The sequence below is a fragment of the Xenorhabdus sp. BG5 genome, from assembly GCF_015163665.1.
Lineage (GTDB): Bacteria > Pseudomonadota > Gammaproteobacteria > Enterobacterales > Enterobacteriaceae > Xenorhabdus.
The window spans coordinates 154,686-181,088 of sequence record NZ_JADEUG010000001.1; the positions used below are offsets into that span (position 1 = coordinate 154,686).

At 40.4% G+C, this 26,403-nt stretch carries 21 protein-coding genes; 11 read left to right on the top strand and 10 right to left on the bottom strand.

Annotated features, from left to right (window positions below; all coding sequences use genetic code 11):
- The first annotated feature begins 225 nt into the window (after positions 1 to 225).
- The 6 genes from ydgH (at position 226) to IQ209_RS00715 (ending at position 9,590) form a co-directional block, all read left to right on the top strand.
- On the top strand, positions 226 to 1,179 hold the full coding sequence (ydgH, locus tag IQ209_RS00690) for a DUF1471 family protein YdgH (RefSeq protein WP_193848066.1): 954 nt from the start codon (positions 226 to 228) through the stop codon (positions 1,177 to 1,179).
- A 548-nt stretch (positions 1,180 to 1,727) separates the two neighbouring features.
- Positions 1,728 to 3,119: a basic amino acid/polyamine antiporter gene (locus IQ209_RS00695; RefSeq protein WP_193848068.1), complete on the top strand. Its 1,392-nt coding sequence runs from the start codon at positions 1,728 to 1,730 to the stop codon at positions 3,117 to 3,119.
- 1,518 nt (positions 3,120 to 4,637) lie between these two features.
- Positions 4,638 to 5,171, top strand: coding sequence for a fimbrial protein (locus tag IQ209_RS00700; RefSeq protein ID WP_193848070.1), 534 nt, complete (start codon positions 4,638 to 4,640; stop codon positions 5,169 to 5,171).
- An 80-nt stretch (positions 5,172 to 5,251) separates the two neighbouring features.
- Positions 5,252 to 5,938 carry a molecular chaperone gene (locus IQ209_RS00705; RefSeq protein WP_193848072.1) on the top strand — a complete coding sequence of 229 codons (687 nt, stop codon included), beginning with the start codon at positions 5,252 to 5,254 and terminating at the stop codon, positions 5,936 to 5,938.
- A gap of 137 nt (positions 5,939 to 6,075) precedes the next feature.
- Positions 6,076 to 8,526: a fimbria/pilus outer membrane usher protein gene (locus IQ209_RS00710; protein ID WP_228005636.1), complete on the top strand. Its 2,451-nt coding sequence runs from the start codon at positions 6,076 to 6,078 to the stop codon at positions 8,524 to 8,526.
- A gap of 65 nt (positions 8,527 to 8,591) precedes the next feature.
- Complete coding sequence (locus IQ209_RS00715) at positions 8,592 to 9,590, top strand: fimbrial protein (RefSeq protein WP_193848076.1); 999 nt, start codon at positions 8,592 to 8,594, stop codon at positions 9,588 to 9,590.
- 139 nt (positions 9,591 to 9,729) lie between these two features.
- Here the strand turns inward: IQ209_RS00715 and hrpA are convergent, their stop codons facing one another.
- Positions 9,730 to 13,641 (bottom strand): ATP-dependent RNA helicase HrpA, encoded by a 3,912-nt coding sequence (hrpA, locus tag IQ209_RS00720; RefSeq protein ID WP_193848078.1) that lies wholly within the window; start codon positions 13,639 to 13,641, stop codon positions 9,730 to 9,732.
- Between the two features lie 288 nt (positions 13,642 to 13,929).
- Here hrpA and IQ209_RS00725 point away from each other — a divergent pair, with 288 nt between their 5' ends.
- Positions 13,930 to 14,568, top strand: a complete 639-nt coding sequence (locus IQ209_RS00725; protein ID WP_193848080.1) for an FMN-dependent NADH-azoreductase — start codon at positions 13,930 to 13,932, stop codon at positions 14,566 to 14,568.
- 193 nt (positions 14,569 to 14,761) lie between these two features.
- On the opposite strand, the gene IQ209_RS00730 is transcribed toward IQ209_RS00725, so the two are convergent.
- The 4 genes from IQ209_RS00730 to IQ209_RS00745 form a co-directional block, all read right to left on the bottom strand.
- The gene (locus tag IQ209_RS00730) at positions 14,762 to 15,877 is read right to left on the bottom strand and encodes a hypothetical protein (protein ID WP_193848082.1); all 1,116 of its coding nucleotides are present in this window, start codon (positions 15,875 to 15,877) and stop codon (positions 14,762 to 14,764) included.
- 608 nt (positions 15,878 to 16,485) lie between these two features.
- Positions 16,486 to 16,806: a YdbL family protein gene (locus IQ209_RS00735; RefSeq protein ID WP_193848084.1), complete on the bottom strand. Its 321-nt coding sequence runs from the start codon at positions 16,804 to 16,806 to the stop codon at positions 16,486 to 16,488.
- 10 nt (positions 16,807 to 16,816) lie between these two features.
- The gene (locus IQ209_RS00740) at positions 16,817 to 17,002 is read right to left on the bottom strand and encodes a YnbE family lipoprotein (protein WP_228005654.1); all 186 of its coding nucleotides are present in this window, start codon (positions 17,000 to 17,002) and stop codon (positions 16,817 to 16,819) included.
- A gap of 35 nt (positions 17,003 to 17,037) precedes the next feature.
- The gene (locus IQ209_RS00745) at positions 17,038 to 19,662 is read right to left on the bottom strand and encodes a YdbH family protein (protein WP_193848088.1); all 2,625 of its coding nucleotides are present in this window, start codon (positions 19,660 to 19,662) and stop codon (positions 17,038 to 17,040) included.
- A gap of 248 nt (positions 19,663 to 19,910) precedes the next feature.
- On the opposite strand from IQ209_RS00745, the gene IQ209_RS00750 reads away from it, so the two are divergent.
- Positions 19,911 to 20,906 carry a 2-hydroxyacid dehydrogenase gene (locus IQ209_RS00750; protein WP_193848090.1) on the top strand — a complete coding sequence of 332 codons (996 nt, stop codon included), beginning with the start codon at positions 19,911 to 19,913 and terminating at the stop codon, positions 20,904 to 20,906.
- 447 nt (positions 20,907 to 21,353) lie between these two features.
- Here the strand turns inward: IQ209_RS00750 and IQ209_RS00755 are convergent, their stop codons facing one another.
- The 5 genes from IQ209_RS00755 to IQ209_RS00775 all read right to left on the bottom strand — a co-directional run bounded on the left by IQ209_RS00755 (position 21,354) and on the right by IQ209_RS00775 (position 24,394).
- Positions 21,354 to 21,665, bottom strand: a complete 312-nt coding sequence (locus IQ209_RS00755) for a type V toxin-antitoxin system endoribonuclease antitoxin GhoS (RefSeq protein WP_193848092.1) — start codon at positions 21,663 to 21,665, stop codon at positions 21,354 to 21,356.
- A gap of 162 nt (positions 21,666 to 21,827) precedes the next feature.
- The gene (locus IQ209_RS00760) at positions 21,828 to 22,265 is read right to left on the bottom strand and encodes a YcgN family cysteine cluster protein (RefSeq protein ID WP_339378859.1); all 438 of its coding nucleotides are present in this window, start codon (positions 22,263 to 22,265) and stop codon (positions 21,828 to 21,830) included.
- 18 nt (positions 22,266 to 22,283) lie between these two features.
- A complete protein-coding gene (locus tag IQ209_RS00765) occupies positions 22,284 to 22,940 on the bottom strand; it encodes a fumarylacetoacetate hydrolase family protein (protein WP_193848096.1) in 657 nt (218 codons plus the stop codon).
- A gap of 37 nt (positions 22,941 to 22,977) precedes the next feature.
- Positions 22,978 to 24,063: a lytic transglycosylase domain-containing protein gene (locus IQ209_RS00770; protein ID WP_193848098.1), complete on the bottom strand. Its 1,086-nt coding sequence runs from the start codon at positions 24,061 to 24,063 to the stop codon at positions 22,978 to 22,980.
- Between the two features lie 49 nt (positions 24,064 to 24,112).
- Positions 24,113 to 24,394 (bottom strand): YcgL domain-containing protein, encoded by a 282-nt coding sequence (locus tag IQ209_RS00775; protein ID WP_193848100.1) that lies wholly within the window; start codon positions 24,392 to 24,394, stop codon positions 24,113 to 24,115.
- A 156-nt stretch (positions 24,395 to 24,550) separates the two neighbouring features.
- On the opposite strand from IQ209_RS00775, the gene minC reads away from it, so the two are divergent.
- The 3 genes from minC to minE are packed head-to-tail and all read left to right on the top strand — an operon-like array spanning position 24,551 to position 26,343.
- Entirely contained in the window at positions 24,551 to 25,234 is a 684-nt protein-coding gene (minC, locus tag IQ209_RS00780) for a septum site-determining protein MinC (RefSeq protein WP_193848102.1), read from the top strand.
- 23 nt (positions 25,235 to 25,257) lie between these two features.
- Positions 25,258 to 26,070 carry a septum site-determining protein MinD gene (minD, locus tag IQ209_RS00785; protein WP_193848104.1) on the top strand — a complete coding sequence of 271 codons (813 nt, stop codon included), beginning with the start codon at positions 25,258 to 25,260 and terminating at the stop codon, positions 26,068 to 26,070.
- Between the two features lie 3 nt (positions 26,071 to 26,073).
- Entirely contained in the window at positions 26,074 to 26,343 is a 270-nt protein-coding gene (minE, locus tag IQ209_RS00790) for a cell division topological specificity factor MinE (protein WP_193848106.1), read from the top strand.
- The last annotated feature ends 60 nt before the right edge of the window (positions 26,344 to 26,403 follow it).

Below are 26,403 nucleotides of genomic sequence, written 5' to 3' on the forward strand. Positions count from 1 at the left end.
AAAACAAAGTGACCTTTTAATGTAAACAATTATTTAGTTCGTATAACTTACTATATTTATTAAAATTCTTAGTGTCATATACTAAAAGCTAGCAATCGTTTCTTTAGAAGGCATAATTTCTTGCGACAATTGGCATTATTACATGTAATAATTGCGTTCTATGTGATGCATAACAATGTTCAGCACGTTATAAATATTTTAATGCGCAAGGCGAAAGGATTTTTTATGAAGCTGAAGACAACGATCATCGCGATTGCGGTGTTCTCACTAACCACGATGACCGCTGCACATGCGGCTAAAGAATTAACTCCAGAACAAGCGGCAGAGCTTAAACCTTTTGAGCGGATCTCAGTTACTGGTCGTTTTAATGCAATTTATGAAGCTGCGGATGCGGTTTCCCGTCAGGCCGATAAAAAAGGCGCTGACAGTTTTTATATTCAAAGTCTTGATGATCTTAATGGTCGAGGTAATTTGCGTGTTGTCGCCGATTTGTACCACAAAGATGCGGAAAAAGCAGATAAAACACCTAACTATCGTGTCTATCGTGGCATCAAAGAGTTACCTAAAGCTGAAGCTATCACTTTAGAGCCTTTCGATACTGTGACAGTAAATGGTTATTTCCCGACCGATCCTGATCTGAAAGAAGCTCTCGCTAAGGCAGCTAAAAAGAAAGATGCAGCCTCTTTCTTTATCGTCCGTGATATTGCACCGAATAATGGCGGAAACCAAGTCGTCACAGCCTATGTTTATAAAGAAGACGCACCAAAACGTAAGGTTCAGTCTAGTGAAGCGGTGATCCCAGCCGATTCTGAGGCAGGACGCCAGGCTCTGGCTCAAGGCGGAGAGGAAGCCAAGAAAGTTGAGATTCCAGGCGTTGCTTCTTCAACGTCAACAAGCAATGTAGTTGGTCGCTTTTTTGAAACCCAGTCATCAAAAGGTGGCCGTTACACTGTAACTTTACCTGATGGTACAAAAATTCAAGAGTTGAATAAAGCCTCCGCCGCTTTGATGGCACCATTCGATTCCGTTACTTTTTCTGGTTATTACACTACCGCTCCTGAAGTTTCTTATCAGGTTGCTAAGCGTGCAGCAGAGAAAGGCGCAAAATATTACCATATCACACGAGAATGGCAGTCTAATGGTGGTAACGTTACCATCAGTGCAGATTTATTCAAATAATCATACATATAGTTCAGCCATTCTTGTAAAAAGGCACAAGTATTATTTGTGCCTTTTTTTGTTGTATTTCTTTGGTAATTCATGATTTATTTTCTTCAATAACCCCTTGAAAATTAACAATTCAATAACGTTATAATGCGGCATGATTTGCTGGTTATCCTATTCATCCTTCCTTTTTATTAATACTATTTACATAATTGTTTGTTATTTGTTTCAATAGAGTAAAATATATAACTAATATTATCCAAAGTGTTTATCTTGTGGTCATCTCCATGTTTATTCAGGCAATAACACACATTATAAAAATTATCCGTAATTTGTTTTCTTACTCCTCTGCATAATTTTATGCATAAAATTTATATTTTTTTGCATAGTAAACCATTGCATACATTCCTTTCACTCCGTAGAATCGCCCTGTTTTTAGCTTTATCGACTAAATCCATTCTGCAATCCATCGCATGGATGCAATAAATGTCCAATATGTGTTCGATATTCAGAACAAATGTTCTGGCTAATCGTGTCGGTTATATTTTTTTAGGAACGTATCTTTGGAAAAGAAATTAGGCCTTACGTCTCTGACCGCACTGGTATTCAGTTCAATGGTCGGTGCCGGCGTATTCAGTTTGCCGCAAAATATGGCGCAAGCAGGCAGTCCTGCTGCATTGATGATTGGTTGGGGAATAACGGGCATTGGTATTCTCTTTTTGGCCACTTCCTTACTTTTACTCTCACGACTGCGCCCTGATTTGGATAGCGGGATTTTTACTTATGCAAGAGAAGGTTTTGGGGAGTTAGTTGGATTCTGTTCTGCATGGGGATATTGGTTCTGCGCCATTATTGCCAATGTTTCTTATTTAGTTATTGTCTTTGCCGCGTTAAGTTTTTTCACCGATACCGAACACGCAGTAATTTTTGGTGATGGCAATACCTGGCAATCGTTAATCGGTGAATCTATTTTACTTTGGTTCGTGCATTGGCTGGTATTGCGCGGTGTACAAACAGCTGCGGGGGTTAACCTGCTGGCGACAATGGCAAAATTATTACCATTAACCCTATTTATTATCTTAGCTGTCATCGCGTTCAAAATGGATGTGTTTTCTTTTGATTTCAGTGGCGTTGAGATGGGGGTTCCTGTTTGGCAGCAAGTTAAAGATACGATGCTAATTACACTATGGGTTTTCATCGGTGTAGAAGGTGCAGTTGTTGTTTCAGCCAGAGCCAGAAGACGCCAGGATATTGGTATCGCAACTATGCTGGCTGTTATTTCAGCACTAGGGGTATATGTGCTAGTTACCTTGCTTTCACTAGGATTGGTCACCAGGCCTGAATTAGCAGCTATGCGTAACCCTTCTATGGCAAATTTAATGGTCAGGCTAATGGGGTCGGCGGGTGAAATTGTGATTGTGGCTGGCTTGATCATCTCTGTTTGTGGTGCTTACTTAAGCTGGACAATCATGGCAGCAGAAGTCCCCTTTATTGCTTCCTTACACGGTTCATTCCCTAAAGTATTCAAAAAACAAAACAGCAAGAAAGCACCTGAATCATCACTTTGGATCACAAATGGCGCTGTTCAACTCTCTTTGATTTTAATTTGGTTAAGCGGCAGTAATTACAACACATTACTCTCTATTGCTTCTGAGATGATCCTTGTTCCTTACTTTCTTGTCGGTGCATTTTTAGTGAAAGTTTCCTTTCAACGTGGTAGCCGTGCTTTACTCTTTATTGCTTTGGGTTCTTGTACTTATGGGTTATGGTTACTTTACGCTTCGGGGCTAATGCACCTCTTACTTTCGGTAGTATTATACGCTCCTGGATTGCTGGTTTTTCTGTACGCACGTAGACAAAATCAGGAAAAAGTACCGTTAACTGTTACAGAAAAATCGGCTATTGTGGTTTTGTTTTTGATAGCGTTCCCGTCTACATGGCAATTAATGCACTAATCATCATTTACTACAATACAGCGTATCTTCAAAATTCAAAAATTAACCACTCCAAAGAATCCGGCCTTTGTGCCGGTTTTTTAATATCCCATTGTTGACCTTTGGCTTGGCACAAGGTAATTGAGGACAAACTTACCCCCCTACTGCTCGATGGACACTGGTTCAAAAAAATAGGGGCTGACCATGGCCGAAAAAAGTATTGATCTGATGCTTTAATTTTTGGATGATAGAATTGCTAGGCGCAGCTTAGCTACAATCCCAGTTTATACTCAATAAACTGTTAATAAAAAAATTTGCGACAAGCACCCTTTACTCTACAAGCCATTAACTCAACTACATTTGTGACAAGCTCCCTATTGTCCGTTACCGATTTATAAAAACAGGCAATTTGAGAGAAAATTTATATTCCTTTAGAAGGATAATATTATGAAAAAAATAGTCTTAGCTTTATCAATAACTTTCGCTATCTTTTCTAATTTCGGCGTAGGTATTGCGAGTGCACACGAAGCAAACACTGGGCTTCTAAAGCCCAATGTTCTTTTCGCTTGTGAAGGTAACACAAAATGCATGAAAAATTGTGCAGCTAAATTATGGTGGTCCCCCATACTGCTAGCCGCATGTCTTTAATAAAATATTTTGTTTAAAATTTTCCATATCCATAAAGATGGGTTGGATTTCAACAAAGTTAAAAAGCGTATAATTCGTTCAGAGGCCCCACACGGTTATGGTTTTTTGTGTCGATGTGGGGTCTTATTTGAAGTGGTTTGTGTGATACTGTCATTTTTTCTTGGTGGACTTGTATTTTTTTGTTGTAGTTTGGTTGTTTTTTTTGTTCTTAACAGTATGTTGTAACTAAAATAATATAAGGAAGGTCATTTTATAATCAACCCATAAGAATTAATTCTGTTTTCTTATCTATATATTCTTCAAATATATAGAACTTGAACTATGGCAGGTAGTTATCATAAAGACTTTGTCAATAAAAAGTTAACTTTAAGCAGATTCAATTCATTATCATTTAGCCTAAAAATAGATTTAACATCTTACATTATTAAAATAATCAGATACAAAAATTAAAAGATAGGAAATACGTTACAAACAAATAATAAATTTATAATATTTAGTTAAAATTTTAACAAAAAAGTAAAATTTAAATATATTATGTGTTTTGCAGCATTTTTATTTTTACAGAATGTCTGCAATTAATAATTAATCTTATAAAACAGAATAAAAATTCATTGATGCTCAGAAAAAAATCTATGTTATGCATAACAATTCTATTAATTTTCACACAATAGCTTAAAACTTCAAATTATGAGATTAGTCAAGTTATTATTTTGATCTTTGTTAATTACTCGCTACTATATTTTTACCTCATCTGTTGATGAGAAAACTCTTTGTTATTTTTCAGAAGTAAACCTAAGCGATCCGTTGCTGTATTCATATACGGAACAAACATTAACTCAATAATCTGTTTCTCTGTCGAATAAGTTCTTCAGAGGTGGGATGTATTAAAAAATGAAAACCAAGTTAATTATTTCATCTTTATTTGTTTCATCTGTATTTATGTCCGCGGCCCATGCTGCTGATGGGCAAATTAAATTTACGGGAAAAATTACCGCCACTGCCTGTAAAGTTGATTCAAATTCGGCTAATCAAACCGTAAATATGGGAACTATCAGCTCAAATTCATTTGCTGGGGCTTATAGTACTTCATCCCCTACCCGTTTTAGTATTAAATTGTCCGACTGCCCACAAAATTACCAACACGCACAGGTCAAATTTGACGGCCAGTCGGACAGAGCTAGTAGCCGATTTTTAGCGTTAACCGCCGGTAATGGCGGAGAGAATCCAGCTCAAGGTGTCGCAATTGCACTTTATGAAGATGACAGTAATACCATGATCAATCTGGCAGAAAATTCACGCCCCCAGTATTCCTCACAGAGAAAAACAGAAGAATTGAGATTCGTTGCCAAATACATAGCAACAGCTAAAAACGTGACTCCAGGTGCGGGTGACGCAGTTGCTAACTTCACTATTATCTATAACTAACTACCTATAACCAAAGGAAGTTATGGCAGGGAAGCCAAAACAATATCACTCTGGTCTAAATATTGTTTGGAGCGACCACTTTGAAATACTTTCGCATTTTAATTTTTATTCTCATCTGCATTTTCAATACGAATATCTCTTTTGCTGGGGTCGTCATTGGCGGCACACGTGTTGTCTATATTAGTGACCAGAAAGAAGCCTCTATTTCTATTAACAATCCAGAAACTGACATCTCTTATCTCATTCAATCATGGGTTGAAAGCGAGGATGATAAAACTAAAGCCCCTTTTATTATCACTCCCCCACTTTTTAAATTAACAGCTGAGAATGAGAATATTTTACGAATTGTTAAAATTGGCAATGGACTACCTGATGACAAAGAATCTTTGTTCTGGCTCAATATTAAGTCTATTCCTGCCACAACCAAATCAGAACAGAATCAATTGCAAATCACGGTTAAATCTCGATTTAAGTTATTCTATCGCCCTGCCAACTTAGCTGGCAATGCCGGTATTGCTTATAAGGCTCTGAAGTTCAAAACCGATGGACACAAACTCATTGCAGAAAACCCAACGCCCTACTATATCTCTTTTTCTGATCTGACCATCGGCAATAATATAGAAAATTACGAGATTAAATCTGCGGGAATGATTCCACCTTTTCAACAAGAGAATTGGGATATTCCTATTAAAAATATCAATCGAGTGACCTGGAAAACGATTAATGATTTTGGTGGCGTAACACCCGAAGAAAAACGTGAGTTGTAGGATAGTAGGTATATCAAAATTAAAAATTTATTATGAATAACTATCGTCATTATCTTCAACAAAATAGTCCCGATAATTGGACGTTACTTATCAAGCTAAGATTGCATTGTCTATATTGTAAGGTGCCTCTTTGTGCATTGTTAGCCACATCTCTTTGGATGTATAACAATAAGTCTTACGCAGAAGAGTATTTCAACATCAATGCACTGGAAAACCATTCAGGTTTTGAAGATATTGATCTCTCTATCTTTACACAAGATGATCAGCAACCTCCCGGACGTTATTGGGTAGATATCTACCTTAATCGGGAAAAAGTAGATACGGGAAATGTCGATTTTATTATCGTCAATAACAAGCTATCCCCCAATCTTAAGATACAACAACTCAGAGAAATGGGGGTGAATATTGAGTCATCTCCCACGCTGCTCACTTTGCCGCCAGAAACGGAGATTGCTGATCTTGGTCGATATATTCCATCTGCATCGACGTCTTTCGATTTCAAACATCAGCGGCTGGATATTAGTATCCCCCAAGCAGCCTTAAAAAGTCAGGCAAGAGACTATGTGCCACCTCATTTGTGGGATCAGGGATTAACGTCCCTGTTAGTCAACTATAGCTATAGTGGCTCGATGACTTGGCAGGATGATCAAGTAGGTTCAACAAAAAACCATTTTCTCAACCTTAGAACGGGCGTTAATTGGGAAGCGTGGCGTTTGCGCAACTATTCCACTTACAGTAGTCAAAATAAAAAATGGCAGAATATTAATATATATCTGCAACGAGATATCCATGCATTGAAAAGCCAATTAATATTTGGAGACAGTTACACACCTTCACTTATATTTGATAGCGTTCAGTTTCGCGGTATGCAATTGTCTTCCGATGACAATATGTTGCCCGATAGTCTAAAAGGATTTGCACCAATAATTAGAGGAATTGCCCAGAGCAATGCTCAAGTCACCATCAAACAAGATGGTTACATTATCTATGAATCCTACGTTTCACCCGGTCCTTTTGTTATCAATGACCTCTATCCAACAACTTCAACCGGAGATATAGAGGTTATTGTTAAAGAAGCTGATGGGAAAGAACATCGTTCTGTGCAAAATTTTTCCACTGTGCCGATTATGTTACGGGAAAATAGCCTGCGACATTCGCTGACTTTGGGGAAATACCAATCTAATTCTCACCGTGGAAAAACACCCTATTTCATGCAAGGTACGGTGATTTATGGTATTTCCAATCATGTCACTGCCTATGGAGGGACCACAATGGCAAAAGATTATCAATCTGTTGCTTTGGGTACAGGCTATAGTCTGTCTGACTGGGGTTCCCTCTCCCTTGATGTGACTTACGCCAAAACCAATTTAATGTCGAACTCCAACAATCATGGCCAATCTTATCGTTTCCAATATGCCAAAGATCTATCCCAGACAGGCACTAACCTCACTCTTGCAGGTTATCGTTACTCGACACAAAATTTCTACGCTTTTAAAGAAGCGAATGAGTTGAATACTGCAATTGATGGAAAGAGCAGTAATAAACGCAGTAAATTGCAATTACATATTAATCAACCCCTTGGAGATTGGGGAACCATTTATTTATCTGCTTTTCAACAAGATTATTGGCATCAAAAAGGCTACGAAAGGAATATCAGTGCGGGTTATAACACAAGTTATAATTCGTTTAATTATAGCTTGAATTATTCTCACAGTGCTTTCCCCGGTTCAAATCGCAGTGAGCAAATCGTTTCGTTCAGTGTGCAGGTTCCCTTTGATCGTTGGCTGAAAAATAGTTGGGTAAGCTATAATATGACCAGCAACAAAAGCAGTGATACGTCTCATCAAGTCAGCTTAAATGGTACAGCTTTTGAAGATAACAATCTGATTTATAGCATTCAGCAAAGTTATACTGGCCGTAATCAAAGCGTTGGCGGAAATATCAACGCTGAATATAAAGGAACATATGGCCAGGTCAGCGCTGGTTACAATTATGACAAATATACCAGGCAACTTACTTATGGTTTAAATGGCGGGATTGTTGCCCATCCTTATGGTATCACCCTTTCCCAACCTTTAGGGGATACATCGGTATTAGTACGCGCCAATGGTGCTTCAGAAGTCAAAGTGCAAAACCATATCGGTATCAAAACTGACTGGAAAGGCTATGCCATTGTGCCTTATGCCAGTAGTTATCGGAAAAACCGCATTGCCCTGGATACGCATTCAATGGGTAACAATGTTGATATTGATATCAATACGCAAACTATTATTCCAACCCAAGGCTCATTGACACTGGCCAATTTCCAGACTCGTATTGGTTATCGTGCTTTACTGATACTTTCTCATCAAGGTAAAGCAATCCCATTTGGTGCAACTGCGACACTGGAAAAACAGCATGATATTGATGCTTCCAACAGCGCAATTGTCAGTAATGATGGGCAAGTTTATCTCAGTGGTATACCTAAATCGGGTCGGATATGGGTTAAATGGGGATATAAAGAAATACAAGAGTGTTATGCCAACTATCGACTCTCTGATGAAGAACCTGCTTCAGGTTTGTATATGGTTGAAGCTTCTTGCGAATAATCTCTTGCAAATGGCAATGTCGGTATAGTTATTTGATATATAACAAAAATAGTGGAAATTATTCTATGGCTAACAAATTAAAGTTATTATTGGCAAGTACATTTCTCATCGGCACGATGAGTAGTTTTTCTAGCTTAGCGAACCATTATTGCCAATATTCTGCGGGTTTTGTGCCTGGTATGACTCCAGTTTCTTTTGGAATAATTACAATTCCCAGGGAGCATCCTATCGGGACAACTATCAAAGAGATACGTCTGGATCAAGTGGATGAAAAAGGCAATATTGCCCTCTGTAATACTTCCTTACCTACAATATGGGAACAACCCGATCTTACACCTGCAAGCTATAATCAGGATGCCATTTATGAATCCGGTGTTCCGGGAGTGGGTATCCGCATTAATACCTGGGAACCAGGTTATGGTATTGATTGGCTACCCAGAACAGCGACCTATCCATTCACTTGCCCTTCACCGCTGCAATTTAGATGGAAAAAACAATATTGCGGTAAATCATGGGGTTATTTGACGGTACAGTTAATCAAAATTGCACCAACAACCGGTTCAGGAGCCGTTAAGTCGGCGAAACTAACTCGTGCTACATTAGGTCACAACATTCCCGTTCATACTTTCAATTTATCGAATACCTACATCATGACCAAAGGCTGTTCTCTCAATCAAAAAATGATTTCAGTCAACATGGGAGATATTAAAAAAAGTGATTTTCGGGGGATTTACAGTACAGCGGGAATGAAACGTTTTGATCTCAATATAAATTGTGATGCTAATGTCAATGTTGGACTGACGCTGGATGGAAAGCCTGCAAACTGGAATACCCAAGATATCTGGGCATTGGACTATAGTGACAACGTCACGGCAAAAGGGGTTGGTTTACAGATATTATATCAAAACCGCCTCGTAACGATGCGTACTCCCGTTGTATTTGGCTCCACTCAGTCTGGTGGAAATATAACCATCCCATTAATCGCCCGTTATATCCAAACGGAAGCAGAAATTAAGCCGGGCAAAGCAGATTCAACAGCAACAATCACTTTTACATATCAGTAAATGAAGGTTATTCCCTGCTTGGTAATAGTGTTATTAAGTGGAGAATTTGGTTTTTTAAATTAGTATGTTGTAACTAAGATAATTCTAGAATTCTTTAAAGCGTTTTTGGGCAGCTGTAAGCCACAACTGCCCCTATTTATCACGACGCGATATTTTCCATCGCCTGTAAAATACGCTTATCCGATATTGGATACGCAGTACCCAATTGTTGGGCAAACAGACTGATCCGAAGTTCTTCAATCATCCAACGAATTTCTTTTACTTCCGTTAACTGCTTCTGCTGAACAGACAATTTTGCCAACCATTGTTGCCATTGACGCTGGATATGCTCAACCCTGCTCAGATGTGCCCTATCCTTGTTAGGATCTACCACCAATCGACGTTCGATACCATTCAAATAGCGCAAGACATCTGTCAGTCGTTTCCAACCGTGGGAAGTCACAAATCCATTAAACACCAAACCAGAAATCTGTTCTTTAATATCGGATAACGCCAGTGCGAGGGATATATCCACCCGCCCTTTCAGGCGCTTGTTGATATTAAAGACCGCAGTCAGGATTTGCTCAACTTGTTTGGCAATATCAACCACGGCGTCATTCAAATTAGCACGAACTTTATCATGCAAACTGGAAAATGCCTGTTCATCCCAAGCTGGCCCACCATTTTCTGCGATCAATCTATCAACACCACAGGAAATACAATCATCGATCAAATCCAATACTTTTCCATATGGATTGAAATACAGCCCCAGTTTAGATTTGTTTGGTAATTTTTCATGCAAGTATTTAATCGGCGATGGAATATTCAGCAATAACAGGCGGCGCGTTCCTTCCCACATAGCATTCTGTTGTTCTGATTCGGTTTCGAACAATTTAATACCGATGCTGTCCTTTTCGTCCACCAATGCCGGAAATGCTTTAACAGAATAGCCCCCGCGCTTCTGCTCATAACATTCAGGCAATGTTCCAAAGCTCCAGATATGTAACCCATTTTGTTCTATACCATCATCTGCAACTGCGGAAAGCGTTTCCTGAACTTTTTCTTTCAATTTCAGTTTCAATGCTGACAGATCTTTGCCTTCCGCTAACGGTTTATTTTTTTCCCCTGTTTTCTTCTCTCCAATAATGCGGAATGTGATCTTTAAATGATCAGGCACTTGTTCTAACTGCCAGTCATCGCGTGACACTGTCACCCCTGTCATGCGGCGCAACTCTTTCTCAAGGCTATCCAGTAAAGAGGCTTGGGGTTGTGTCACACGCTCCAGAAATGCCTGCGCATAGTTAGGTGCCGGAACAAAATTACGACGTATTGGTTTTGGCAATGATTTAATCAAGGCAACAACCAATTCATAGCGAATGCCCGGAATTTGCCAATCAAATCCTTCATCTTTGACTTGGTTCAATACCGGCAAAGGAATATGTACTGTTACGCCATCAGCATCGGTTCCCGGTTCAAATTGATAACTCAAACGGAATTTCAAGTTATCTTGGTGCCAGTAATTTGGATAATCCAACGCACTGACTTTGTTTGCATCTCCCTTGATTAACATACTCTTTTCAAAGTTGAGAAATTCAGGCTGATCTTTGCTGGCGACTTTCCACCAGCGATCAAAATGGCGCGACGAAACAACGTCTTTGCCAATGCGCTGATCATAGAAACTGAACAAGGTTTCATCATCCACCAGAATATCCCGTCGGCGAGATTTATGTTCCAGTTCTTCTACTTCTTCACGTAATTTCAAATTAACGCGGAAAAATGAATGACGAGTTTGCCAATCACCTTCTACCAGTGCATGGCGGATAAATAATTCGCGGCACAACATGGGATCGATTCTGCTGTAATTGACCAAACGACCCGTCACAATTGGCAAACCATATAAGGTGACTTTTTCCATTGCCATTACCGCCCCCTGGGACTTCTGCCAGTGCGGTTCACTATAGTGTTTTTTGATTAAATGGGCCGCCAATGGCTCTACCCATTCTGGCTCTATGCGGGCGACAATGCGTCCCCACAAGCGGCTGGTTTCCACCAATTCAGCCACCATCGCCCATTTTGGTGGTTTTTTAAATAGTCCAGAGCCAGGAAAAACAGAAAAACGGGCATTGCGCGCACCGGTATATTCCTGTTTATCCGTATCTTTCTGCCCAATATGGGATAACAACCCTGCCAGCAAGGCAACATGGATACTGCGATAATCTGCTTCCTGACTGTTAATTGGCAACCCGATTTCTTTCACAACCTGCCGTAGCTGAGTATAAATATCCTGCCATTCCCTCACACGAAGATAATTCAGATAATCCTGCCGACAAAGTTTGCGGAATTGGGAACTGGAAAGTGCGTTCTGCTGTTCCACCAGAAAATCCCATAGCTTCAGAAAAGCGATGAAATCTGAATCCTTATCTGCAAAACGTCGGTGTTTTTCATCAGAAGCCTGCTGTTTTTCTAACGGTCGTTCCCGTGGATCTTGAATTGACAATGCAGAAGCAATCACCATCACCTCGCGAACGCAACCATGTACCTTCGCTTCCAGTACCATCCGTGCCAAGCGGGGATCGATAGGCAACTGAGCCAATTGTCGCCCCATTGAAGTCAGTCGATAACTCCCTTCTGACAATGACTCCGGATCAATAGCCCCCAACTCTTCCAGCAGACGAACACCATCCTGGATATTGCGTTTATCCGGTGCTTCAACAAATGGGAAGGCGCTGACATCCCCCAACCCAATGGAAGTCATTTGCAAAATAACGGAGGCCAGATTAGTGCGCAAGATTTCCGGATCGGTGAATTCTGGACGTGATAAAAAATCCTCTTCCGAATAAAGGCGAATACAAACCCCGTCCGAAACACGGCCACAACGCCCTTTCCGCTGATTGGCAGAAGCCTGCGATATCGGTTCTATCGGCAAGCGCTGCACTTTGGTGCGATAACTGTATCGGCTAATACGCGCAAAACCGGTATCAATCACGTATTTGATACCAGGTACAGTCAAGGAGGTCTCCGCCACGTTGGTTGCCAAAATAATACGGCGGCCAACATGGGGTTGAAAGATTCTGTTCTGCTCGCTGTTAGATAACCGTGCAAAAAGTGGCAAGATTTCGGTATGTGGGAAATTTTGCTTATTGAGGGCATCCGCCGTATCACGAATTTCTCGTTCACCGCTCATAAATACCAGTATATCGCCTGAGCTTTCACGCCCTAATTCATCCACCGCATCAATAATAGCTTCAAGCTGGTCACGATCACTGTCATGCTCATCACCCGCGACAGAACGATAACGCACCTCTACCGGATAAGTACGTCCAGATACTTCAATAATCGGTGCATTGTTAAAATGACGGGAAAAGCGTTCAGGATCGATAGTTGCAGAGGTAATGATGACTTTTAGATCTGGGCGTTTCGGCAGTAATTGGCGCAAATAACCGAGGATAAAATCGATATTCAAGCTGCGTTCATGGGCTTCATCGATAATTAACGTATCATATTGCAATAACAAACGATCTTGCTGCAATTCTGCCAATAGAATACCGTCAGTCATCAATTTGACCAGCGTATTTTCACTGACCTGATCATTAAAACGGACTTTATAACCGACCGTCGAGCCAAGCGGCGTTTCCAATTCATCCGCAATACGGTTAGCAACCGAACGTGCTGCCAAACGACGGGGTTGGGTATGGCCGATCAACCCCTTAACTCCCCTTCCCAATTCAAGGCAGATTTTTGGGATCTGAGTTGTTTTACCTGAACCGGTTTCCCCGGCAATGATAACAACCTGATTATCCCGAATAGCCTTATAGATATCGTCTTTCTTCTGGCTAACCGGCAGGTTTTCAGGATATTGAATCGAAGGACACGCAGCCTGGCGATTCATAATTTTCTGTTTTGCCGTCGCTATATCCGCGGCAATGGATTGTGCTACAGCCTGCAAGGAGACTTGATTCTTAATTTTTGCTGCTCCATGCAGACGTTTTTTTAAACGGAACTGATCGCGCAGCGGTGTGTGATCAAGTTCAACGAATAATTCAGCGAATGGTGCTGTCAAAGGTGATTTCACGTGATAAATCCTTGTGACGTTTTTTAACTGAGTAGCGCTGTCTTTGCAGGCCCAGAGGATTGTTTTTTTATGGCATAACGATATTAGAAGTGTAACATATCTTGAGTGATCTCACGTACTCCCCTCACCAATTCATCGCTTGATTCAATAAATTTGAATGAATATCTCAAAATATTAAGCTATTGACTGAACAATTCCCTATATAAAATATGATTTACAAGCAATATTATCAATGAAGTTATTAGTATCTTAGGTAACTTGGGTTGTAGATAACTGAGGAAGTAGAGAATGAGTAACGTACTGGTTCTGAAATCCAGCATCCTGGCGCAATATTCCCAAAGCAATAAACTGGCTAACTACTTTGTTGAAAAATGGTTAGCTGATCATTCAGAGAGCAACATTACCACACGTGATCTGGCTGAAAACCCAGTTCCAGTACTAGACGGAGAGTTAGTCAGTGCCTTGCGTCCAAGCGATGCAGAATTGACAGAACGCCAAAAAACAGTATTGGCCCTGTCAGATCAGTTAATTGCAGAGTTAAAAACACATGATGTTATTGTCATCACCGCACCAATGTATAATTTCACAATCCCTGTTCAACTAAAAGCCTATTTTGATCTGATTGCCCGTGCTGGTGTGACTTTCCAGTACACTGAAAAAGGCCCGCAAGGGTTACTACAAGGCAAGCGCGCAGTTATTTTGACCAGCCGGGGCGGCATTCACAAAAACAGTCCAACAGATTTGGTGACACCCTACTTACGCACTTTCTTTGGATTTATCGGCATTACAGATGTGGAATTTATATTTGCTGAAGGCTTAGCTAAGGGAGCCGAATCCGCTAACCAGACACATCAAGATGCCCGTGACGCGATAGATGATATCATAGCGAAAATGGGACAGAAGCAATCTGAAAAAATCGTTGCTTAACATTGTTCGATAACATATCACGAAATTAAGATCAGTTGGCGCGCCCAATGGCGCGCTCAAATCTATGGTCATCCCCTCCCTTCTGACCTTACAGGTTTATTTTAAATTTCCCCTATTCATCTGTCATTGATTGTACCGTATCGAGATTTGGAGCAATTTCCCGTTGAAATTATCATCGATGCGAAATATTTATCTAACTTTCTGAGTAAACACCATCCACCAGAGGAATATATTTTGTGTATGTAAACTCAAGATGGTCTGAAACTAATTTATCCGCATTCTCTTTAATAACGCTATAGTAAAAATTAACTTTTTCGTTATTTTCAACGAAAACACTATACGGTAACGTTATAAAAGGTGTTCCAAGGTGGACGGGATCTAACAAACGGTGAGGATTATCAATCATTTTTCCATTAATAAAGAAAAATATCGTATCACTCCCCGACGCATTATCATATGGTAGTATACTAACAGAGAAGGTCGAAGAACTACCATCATTATGTAAGACGCCATTATTGACTTCAACAATAACCGGAGCCGATATCAAATCCATTGAATTGATATCCGTTTGATCACTATCCAGAATGTATAACGTTTTATCGGCTGAAATTTCGCCTGTAGCACCAAATATCTGTGAATAAAGAGTCAGAACAACAGGACTTTCCTGTTTGGCATAAATATAAAAATTTAATTTACCGAGAGGATCTGTGTTAATGGTGAAACCTCTTTTACTGCCAATCTTCCTGATAGGGATTTTCGTTTTTTTATCATCCTGATAAAAATCCACTTTATCAAAATTCCTGTCAGGCGTATCAAGTATATTCACAGGTGTGCCGGATAATTTGGCTGTATTATCCTTATTTGTGATTGCGGTTTTTACTGTACCCACCTTCACAAAATATCGTCCACTAGGTGGGTCATTAACTTCAGTCGGCATCTTTAAATAATCAGCACCAACAGCCAATTGCACTGACGAAAAGTCAACCGTTTTGGCATAATAGAATACACTGGTTTTTTCAAACCCTATTGCTGCTGAATTTGGCTGAATATCTAATATAATTTCATTATTTTCAACAATATTATTGTCAACACGTAATTCAACAGAAATCGTTCCCTTTTTATTATTATCAGACAGTAAGATTGGAGGTATATGTCTACGTAACCCTATGCCGCCATAAGGTATCAATTCAACACTTGCATCACTCAAAATAGGTGTATCAGATGTTAAAAAGATATCGAGAATAAATTCTTCTCCTATGACTAAATCTGAACCTGATTCTACAGAAGTCGTGATTTTATTAGATATCATTACTCTTCACTCCATAAAATATTACAATAATTATTGTCACCGATAGTATCTATCTAGCTAGAAAAAATGACTGTATTACCTCACATTTTTATTATCAATATAATATTAAATTTCCATATGATAATATCTAACAGGCATACTATTTTCATGGCCAGATACTACAAGATTAATTTCCGGTGGGGTTATTGTTATACCAACGATTGTTACAATAACATTAATAAAGAATTCTAGTAGTAAATTACCAGCGCCAGACGTTACTGATAATTGATAGAATTCCGATTTTAAATTGCTTTTTTGCTTATGACATAATACACACTCACAGTGTTAATATATAAAACCATCTATGAGTTCTACTATATTAAGCCAAATCTCAAATTAAACGTATAATGAAAATTAGTTATCAGATGATAACTAAAAGATATAACCTGAATTTATTTTCACTATATAGTATTTTGGAAGATGGTTTCTGTTCTAACTTATTTATAATATTAATGAAGTCATGATACCGAAGAATAGATAAACCTATACAGCTCAATGGTGTCACTGTTATTGACATCTGTTCCGATTTGAAATCGACCGCCCGCTTTGCCTGAAACGATCATTCCCCCCTATTTCTGCACCCAATTACCATTAATGCCAAGGACATATTCGCCTGAAGCTGCACGGTTTACCAACTTCTCTCCTGCCATCCTGGCAACTTGCTCTGTCGTCATGTTGTTTTGAGCCGCGATTTCAGCATATTTCTTTTGCCGTTCATCATTAACTCTTTTCACTACTGATTGGGCATCTTGGTTATTTTTTACCGGTGCCAGATAACCGCTAAATGTCTCTCCTACCAGCCCCTGTTTTTTTGCCTCATTTAGCGTCATGCTCATGGCAAAAGAACTGAATAACAGGCTTAACAGAAATATCATTCCTATTTTTTTCATGTGTCAGCCCTTAGAATAAGTTAGCGTTGTTTTTAAGCATATCTTCAATTTGCCTGTCAACTTTAATATGAATTTCATGCTCAATTTTGACATTCATATTGATGTTGATGGGCTTATCCGGTGTCGCCACTTCCAGCCTGAGACAGCCCATCAATGCCATACTGAATAAGGCTACGCTGATCCACATTACACCCATTCTTACTGTTGGCAACTTGAATCCAATATTTGTTATCATTTATCACTCCCACCCATCACAGATATATTTTTCTGCAACCATTCTTCCAGATTACTGCCAAAACGCAGGCTACGCCATAATTGAAAAATATTCTCCTCATGATGATAGTTAAGCCTGACTTCACGTTTCCTATCTACCACGGGATTTACTCCACTAATCTCTGAATGCAATGTTAAGATCCCCAAATTATCGAGCGTAACATAAGCTTTTGAACGGTCGATTTCTAAATAACGCAGCCAATCCATTGCCATACCTGCCGATAAGTCATTTTTTCCTATAGAATCAACTGTGTCCTTATCCAACCTTAATGTCAGATAATCTTCATTGGATACCCATCCTCGTTGAATGATCCAACGTTTATCGTTTAATAATACGGGTAATTCACCATAAATTTTTCCTGACATCGCCATTTGTTTGACTTTCAATACGCCAAATAATTTGCTCAAATTCAGTTTGTTAAACCGCAATACCGCGGCTTCTTTTTGTGGGATCTGTAATTGGTCCATCGCCAATTTTCCATCCAGCATATCCACATTCACATTGGTCAACGTCAATGGCCGTTCGTCCGTTGCCGGATAGTAACCCAGCAGATCGGCTGTTACATTTTGCATATCAAACAGACCCTTAATCGCCTTGATCCGCAACTGGACGGGCGATCTCAGCCCTAATTGCCACGTGTCCTCCTGTAAACGCCACGGCAAAACAAAATCCAGGTCATTAATTTCCCCATTTTTCAGCCACATACCCGCATTTTTGACCACCCAATGACCACCAGCCAGCAATCCTTGCCCCTTTGCTGCGGAAAAATCAGCCTGAGCATAGAGAGTTCCACCAAGCACGGTAATCCCCAAATCTGGCGGAATTAAAGATTGAAAGGCTAATAATGATTGCTTCGGCCAGCGGGCTTCTCCCCTTAATCGCTTTCCATCCCAACGACTATAAAAGGGAATGGGGCCAATACCGTTAGAATATAGCTTACCATTCAACAGAAAGTTATCTGGGGATTCTCCTGCAAGCATGGCTTTAAAATCAAAGGCAGGCAAAAAACCACCAGAACGAAATTCTGTTTTCTGGGCAGACAATTGTAAATCTCCCGTTAAATTGGGACGATCTGCTGCACGCTCCCAAATTAACGCATTTGTCAGTTTTAAGCGTGGTGCTTGCATCTTCACAAGACCATATTGGATAAAGTCAAAGCCGGTATTTAATGTATCTACTGTTATCTTTGATTGATTCCAACTTCCCCTGCCCGCGATATCCCATTTGGCTTGTAACGGTGGTAAATGCCCATTTCCCCAATAACGCCAATTCCAATTTCCCTGATCGGGTATAAAATCCTTTGCAGCACCATCCAGATGTAGCTTAAATCTCCCCCAATAGCTGTCTTGTGCCGTCACAATAGCTTGAAGACGGCCGGTAAAGCCATCACGAGTCAAATAAATGCCTGCTAAAGGTAATCTGGCTTCCTTGACAGTCAATGTTTCACTGACCTTCCCCCATGCCCGAAACAGAGCACCTGGACGAAAAGTAATTTTAGGATCAACCAATGGCCCTGTAATAACGGCAGGCAATGACATCGTCATGACCATCCTGCCGCTATTCATTTGCCCGGTAAACTGAAACGGAATATGAGCATTGGTTATATTGATTGGAGTTGGTTCCACGGAAAGAACAACATTGCCTTTACCCTGCTCATTTTGGGTGACCAGATTTATCCGCCCACTGACAAACATACCTGATAGGCCTTTTTTCCATTGTTCAAGTTTAATATTTACTCGTCCAGACAACGCTTGATGACTCTCCAACCATTGCCATTTCCCATTGACAATCTGGAACTGCGATTCGTCGAATGACCAAGGTAATTCTGCCAATAGCTGCTGATTTTTTTCTTTAATAACGGTGAACAACCCGCGCTGTTTCTGCCAATTCAATGCCAGTTGCAACGGTTCGGGATATTGGCTCAGAGATATGTGCGCTATGATTTGGCCTTGTTTTGGTAGCGTTGCAATATTTAAGGGCAATGCAATATTTCCATTCAGGGAAATCACCTGTTCAGGTAACTTCACAAAAAATCGCTGCACAATGAGATCTTGTTTATCGGTAATATGTGCATTGAGTTTTAATTTTTCCCCTTGATAAGAGAACATTTGCCCTTGGGGTGATGAACTCAATTGAAGTTTGCCAGCAAACTCCTGCCAAGGCATAAGAGCCAGCCGATCAACAGTAAGATTAACCGAAGGTATTGCAGATAATATCTCTTGCACAGATAGAGGAGCTGATTGCTCTTTTACTACAGGTAATTGCACCTGGCATTGGCTCTGGCTGTCAATATTGGCGGTATGAATGTTCCAGTGGCGATTTTCACTATTTTCCCCAGATAAATATTCCACAGATAGCCCAGAGACTTTGATCCATTCACACTCTTTTGCTTGCAATGACAATTCATCTAACCACAATCCATTGTTCTTCCATCGAGGTTGGCTCAAAGAAAAAGTGATTCCCTGTGGCAACCAATAACTGGCAATCAATGGTAACCAGTGTGGAAGCGTATACCATCCCATCGACACCAATAACGCCAGCAGCACCATCATCACTGCAAACACGTTGAGTATTTTTGCCATTAAATCCTTATCTCTTCTTGTCAACCTGAGAACAACTTCCTGTTATGATAATCTCATATCAGGCTCTGAGCCGATTTATTATATAAGCTATCCCCATGAATAGCTTATCCGGCGATTTATTCGAGTATAGCGAAAGATAACGCTTAGAACCTTCAGGAGACGTCATGATTGCAGTTAGTTTTGCAGCAAAGTGAATTTAATGAATGGCTCGAATGATTCTATAGTTACTGTATAGTGGAGATGTTGTTATGAAACTGGTTGTTTACAGTACAAAGCAGTATGACCGTAAGCATTTTGAAATGCTCAACCAAAAGCTTGGCTTTGATTATCATATCGAGTTTTTTGATTTTCCTTTAAGTCCACAAACGGCCAAAAATGCCGTTGGTGCAGATGCCGTCTGCATTTTCGTCAACGATGATGGTGGCCGGGAAGTGCTGCAAGAACTGGCAGAGATGAATATCAAAATCCTGGCACTACGCTGTGCCGGATTCAACAATGTCGATTTGGATGCAGCGAAAGAATTAGGCATCCAGATTGTCAGAGTACCTGCTTATTCCCCTGAATCCGTTGCTGAACATACTGTTGGGTTGATGTTATGTCTTAATCGACGTATCCACCGCGCCTACCAACGTACCCGCGATGCCAATTTTTCCCTGGAAGGGTTAACCGGTTTTAACATGTATAAACGCACTGCGGGCATTATCGGAACAGGAAAAATCGGTATTGCTACTTTGCGGATTTTGAAAGGCTTTGGTATGCGTTTACTGGCACATGATCCCTATCCTAATCCTGAAGCCTTGAATATGGGGGTGGAATATGTAGATCTGGATACTTTATATGCTGAATCGGATGTGATCTCCCTACATTGCCCCATGACACCGGAAAACCACCATTTATTGGATGAAACCGCATTCAACAAAATGAAAGATGGCGTGATGATCATTAATACCAGCCGAGGCGCCCTCATTGATTCCGTGGCTGCTATTAATGCACTGAAACAACAAAAAATTGGTGCATTGGGTATGGATGTTTATGAAAACGAAAGAGATTTATTCTTTGAAGATAAATCAAATGACGTTATTCAAGACGATATCTTCCGCCGCTTATCTTCTTGCCATAATGTACTGTTCACCGGACATCAAGCATTCTTAACCGAAGAAGCCTTAACCAGTATCAGTGAAACAACTTTGCAAAACATTCAGCAATTAGTTTCTGGAAAAACCAGTCCAAATCTTGTTGAATAATTTTCAATAATTACTCACAACTGTTCCTATGATTGTGATTACCCAGTTGATACTGGGTAATCAGGCATCAAATAATAATAAAACCTCGCCAAAAGCGAGGCTTATAGTTAATTTTTCTTATGACAATATAATGCCAATTGCCAATGTTACAGTAATCCAAACCCCTACAAACGTTACATAGCTCACCAATCTGTTCTTCATTTTACTTTCCCTCATTATCAAACAAACATCCGTAGCTGCACGGTAGTGGCCCTAACTATCTGACATAAAATATAAACAGCATTTAATATATATTTGGTATGCAGCATAAGTTCCATACTAATATTTATTACAAAGGGTATTAAATTAGCCAGGTTGTTATAGCAATAAGACAATGCTTAGGTAATAAAACTGAATAGAATAAGAAAGTTAGCTCAAAAAAACCACAACACGTGGTTTCTTAACGAATTATTCACCTGAACCGGATTCAGTATGTGGTTTTTCGGGATATAACGATGCACTCCAGTTACTGTAAGTGCAAACAAATATCGCAGGATCTTTGTTTGAAAATGGCGTAGCCATAGATTTGATTTTTTCCGCCAACTGCACGGATTCCATCGTCGAATGACCAATATAAGTTCCACTGGGCAGACGATGCCATTTCCCATTAGGAAAACGGATAGATTGGCTGAATTGATTCGCCGTCATCCTTTTATGTAATTTTTCATAACCCTCAATACCCGTGCCATAAAGCTCCACGCGAATCAAATAACTTGCCATTTCTCTTTCCTTGTTTTTGATTTTTGACCAAACAAGTTATCAGTTTTTCTTTACTGTTTAAAGTCAGAAAAACGGGAGAAAAATCCGATATTAATGCCAATTCCGGTACTTACATTATATGCATTTGATATAAAATCCCTTTTATATCAAACAATAAGGTAATTACATGGGTTTGTTAAGAATATGCTCTTCCCAATCCACCACATCCGCTTCACGCACAGCGATATGCCTGACAGAAATACGCTCCGCATGCATGGCCGATTTTGAACCACTGACCAATGGATGCCAAGGAAGGAGTCTTTGCCCCTCGCCAATCAGACGATAAGCACACGTCTTTGGCAGCCATTCAAAGGTGTTCATATTCTCACGGGTCAATTTGATACAGTCAGGCTCGTATCTGAAACGATCTTCATAATTCTTGCACTGGCAGGTTTTAATATTCAGTTGATTGCAAGCAACATTGGTGAAATAAATTTCATCCGTATCCTCATCCATCAACTTATGCAGGCAGCACTGACCGCAGCCATCACATAGTGCCTCCCACTCTTGATCTGTCATTTGTTCTAAGGTTTTCACCTGCCAGAAAGGTTGAGACATAATTTCTGTCATTCCTCGTAGTTAAATCACTCTGGTTGTCAAAACGTGCTCATTGAGAGAAACATCTAACACATCACCAGATTGCAATGGCCCTACGCCTTCAGGCGTTCCCGTCAAAATAATATCGCCCGGACGTAAGGTAAAAAAACGCGACATGTAGCTAATCAACGGGATGATAGGCGTTCGCATGTCACTCGTATTGCCGTTTTGGCGCAATTCGCCATTGACTGTTAAAGAAAGTTCGGCATTTTGTGGATCACCAAAAGCATTGACAGGAATAAACCCCGATATCGGGCATGACCGATCAAATGCCTTACTTTTTTCCCACGGTTGCCCTGATTGTTTAAATTCACGCTGCAAATCACGTAATGTCAAATCCAGTGCAGCTGCAAAACCTGCAATCGCCTGGCTGACTCGCTCCTCATTGGCATTCTTAAGTGCTGAACCAATCAAAACAGCCAATTCTATTTCATGGTGCACAGCACCTAATTCCTGTGGGATGAAAACAGGCTGGCGCAGATCACACAACGCTGTTTCAGGTTTGATGAATATCACTGGCTCTTCAGTGGATTGGGAGCCCATCTCTTTCATATGCTTGTCATAATTACTACCGACACAAACAACCTTATTAGCAGGAAAATCCAACAATACTCCCTGCCAATCCCGATGCTGGTACATAACATGGTTCCTTTATCTGGTTTTCAGGATTTGATTTTCAGCGAGTGAGAAAATGAGTACGTTGCATAATACCGTCTGCCATCATACCAACACTGAGAGCAAAATAGTAAGAACGATTCCAGTGCATGATAGTGCGGAAATTTTGTGTCACCCAAAATGCCTGTTGGACTGAATCATCAGGGATGACTATCCAACCTTTGGTATTTGCAGGCAACTTAGCAAAATGTGGAGATGAAATTCCCAATGCCTGCCACTGGGCAATGGTTTTTCCCTGTTCGGGTTTGACGCCTTCTAAAGCGATATCAAAGCCTGTAGGTAACGAAATGACATATCCCCAAGGTAATCCTTGTGTCCATCCTTCCTTATGTAAGTAATTGGCAGTCGAGGCAAAAACATCTGCTTTATTGTGCCAAATATCAATTTGATCATCACCATCGCCATCGGCACCATACGTTAAGTAAGAGGTTGGCATAAATTGGTTTTGTCCCATTGCTCCCGCCCAAGAGCCTTTTAGCGCCTGATCTTTATCAATATATTGATTTTCAATTATTTCTAACGCTGCCAGTAACTGTTTGATAAAAAACACTTCTCGGCGTCCTTCAAAAGCCAGCGTAGATAAAGCCGAAATGACATCTTCTTTTCCCTGAAATTTGCCAAAACCACTTTCTAATCCCCACAAAGCAACAATATAAGTTTTAGGTACACCGTATTTGTGGCTGATTCTTTCTAACAGGGGCTTATTATCCTCATATTCCCTTGCACCCTGTTCAATCTTCCAGGCTGGCAAGACACGGTTCAGGTAATCATCCAGAGTCACTTTTTTTTCTGGTTGGTTACGATCGGCTTTAATGACACGTGGAATAAAATGGATATTGGTAAATGCTCGATCCAATGTTTTTTCACTTATCCCCTGCTCTCTGGCTTGCTGTTTTAGCAAGGCCACATAGGCGGGAAACTGTGATGGTTCACGGGAGCTCAATGGAAAATCTTGCTCCAATGCCCTGACTTCGGCTTGGGATCGTGAAGCCAGCACGGATGGAGGGTACAATTGCTTGCCATTTAATGTACCGCACCCTGTCAGCAAAGTTGCTGTCAATAAAGTCAGCCCAGTGATTAATTTCATAAATCGGCTCCTCCTCAATAATTCAGGATCAGGCAGTTACCCGCGATTTTTATTGCTTAGGCGGCTTATTTGGTGCCAGGTGCGCATTGAGCAAACTTTCCACTGGCGGTGGTACTTGCAGGTAAAAACCTTGCTCACTCAACGCGGTTTTTACTTTTTCAATATCAGCATTAGCCAGTTTTTTTCTTTCAGATAATGAAATCATCATTGAATATTGAGGTTCACCAAATGCTTTTAACAACGCTTCAGGAACGCGTGAAAAATTCCCCCTTTTTTCAATATACAGATATGTTTGGTCACGTTTTGGGCTTCTGTAGATTACACAAATCATTGTTATAAACTCTTTTAAATTAACGCTGTGACTTGCTTGAATAATTCACTAACTATAACATGCTTATTATATCTAAGAATATCGTCTCCCAGAGGCTTAGGAAAATGTTTGTGTAAACTACCTTGGGATACTTAACCTTGCTGAGTCAGAATATCGATGTCACAATCGCCAATTGAGCTAAAAGGCAGTAATTTTACGCTTTCGGTCGTTCATTTATATGATGACCAGCCGGAAGTTATTCATAAAGCTATGCAGGAAAAAATGGAGCAAGCGCCCGAATTCCTGAAAAATGCGCCCGTTGTTATTAATATATCTGCTCTCCCTGTTGATGCAGATCTCTCCACACTCCACCGAGCCATCGAGTCAGTAGGATTGCGCATCGTTGGCATCAGTGGTTGTCAAAACGAAGCACAGCGAGAAGTTGTTCTAAAATCTGAACTTCCTTTATTGAAAGAAGGTAAAAGTCAGAAAGTTCTTACTCAAGAAAATAAACCGGCTGAACCTATTTTCAAAAAAACTCGTATAATTAATACACCTGTTCGTTCAGGGCAAAGAATTTATGCACCAAACAGTGATCTTATTGTGACAAATAATGTGAGCGCTGGTGCAGAATTAATCGCTGATGGAAATATTCACATATATGGTGTGCTGCGTGGACGAGTATTGGCAGGCGCATCTGGTGATCAAGAAAGCCAGATTTTCTGCACCCATTTAAACGCTGAACTCACCTCTATTGCAGGTCAATATTGGCTCAGCGAGAAAATCCCAGAAAATTTTGTTGGCAAAGCAGCAAAATTACGTCTGATAAACAATGAATTAACTATTGAAACTTTAGTCTAGCCCTTATAACAAGGAATCGCTTCATGGCACGCATTATTGTTGTTACATCTGGTAAAGGTGGCGTTGGCAAAACCACTTCAAGCGCGGCCATTGCTACCGGTCTCGCCCAAAGAGGAAAAAAAACCGTCGTTATTGATTTTGATATCGGTTTACGGAACCTCGACCTCATTATGGGATGTGAACGCCGTGTGGTTTTTGACTTCGTGAACGTCATTCAAGGTGACGCCAGCTTGAATCAGGCAATTATCAAAGATAAACGCACAGATAATCTCTATATACTGCCCGCTTCCCAGACCCGCGATAAGGAAGCACTCACCCGAGATGGCGTTGAAAAAATTCTGAATGAATTGGATCAACAGGGATTTGAGTTCATTATCTGTGATTCACCTGCCGGTATTGAAAGCGGTGCATTGATGGCGCTCTACTTTGCCGATGAAGCAATTATTACGACAAACCCGGAAGTCTCTTCTGTTCGTGACTCTGATCGCATTTTAGGTATCCTGGCATCCAAATCACGCCGCGCAGAGCAAAGTGACGAACCTATCAAAGAGCACCTTTTGTTGACACGCTATAATCCAGGGCGTGTGAACCGCGGCGATATGTTGAGTATGGAAGATGTACTGGAAATTCTGTGCATTCCTTTGCTTGGTGTTATCCCGGAAGATCAATCTGTTCTCCGTTCATCCAACCAAGGGGAACCGGTCATTTTGGATAAAGACTCTGACGCGGGTAAAGCATACGAAGATACTGTTTCACGTTTACTCGGTGAAGAGCGGCCTTTCCGTTTCATCGAAGAAGAAAAAAAGGGCTTTTTAAAACGCCTGTTTGGGGGGTAACGCATGGCTTTGTTAGATTTCTTCCTGTCGAGAAAAAAACCGACAGCCAATATCGCCAAGGAGCGGCTACAAATCATCGTGGCAGAGCGACGCCGTGGTGACTCTGAGCCTGCCTATTTGCCCGACATGAAACGGGATATTCTGGCTGTAATTTGTAAGTATGTACAAATCGATCCAGATATGCTTTCTGTGCAGTTTGAGCAAAAAAATGATGATATTTCTGTACTAGAATTGAATGTAACATTACCAGAGGCTGAGGAATCGCCAAAATAGCAGTATCAAACGCCGCTATTTAATTTAAGGCGGTGATTTTTTAAAACAATTTGTTATTTA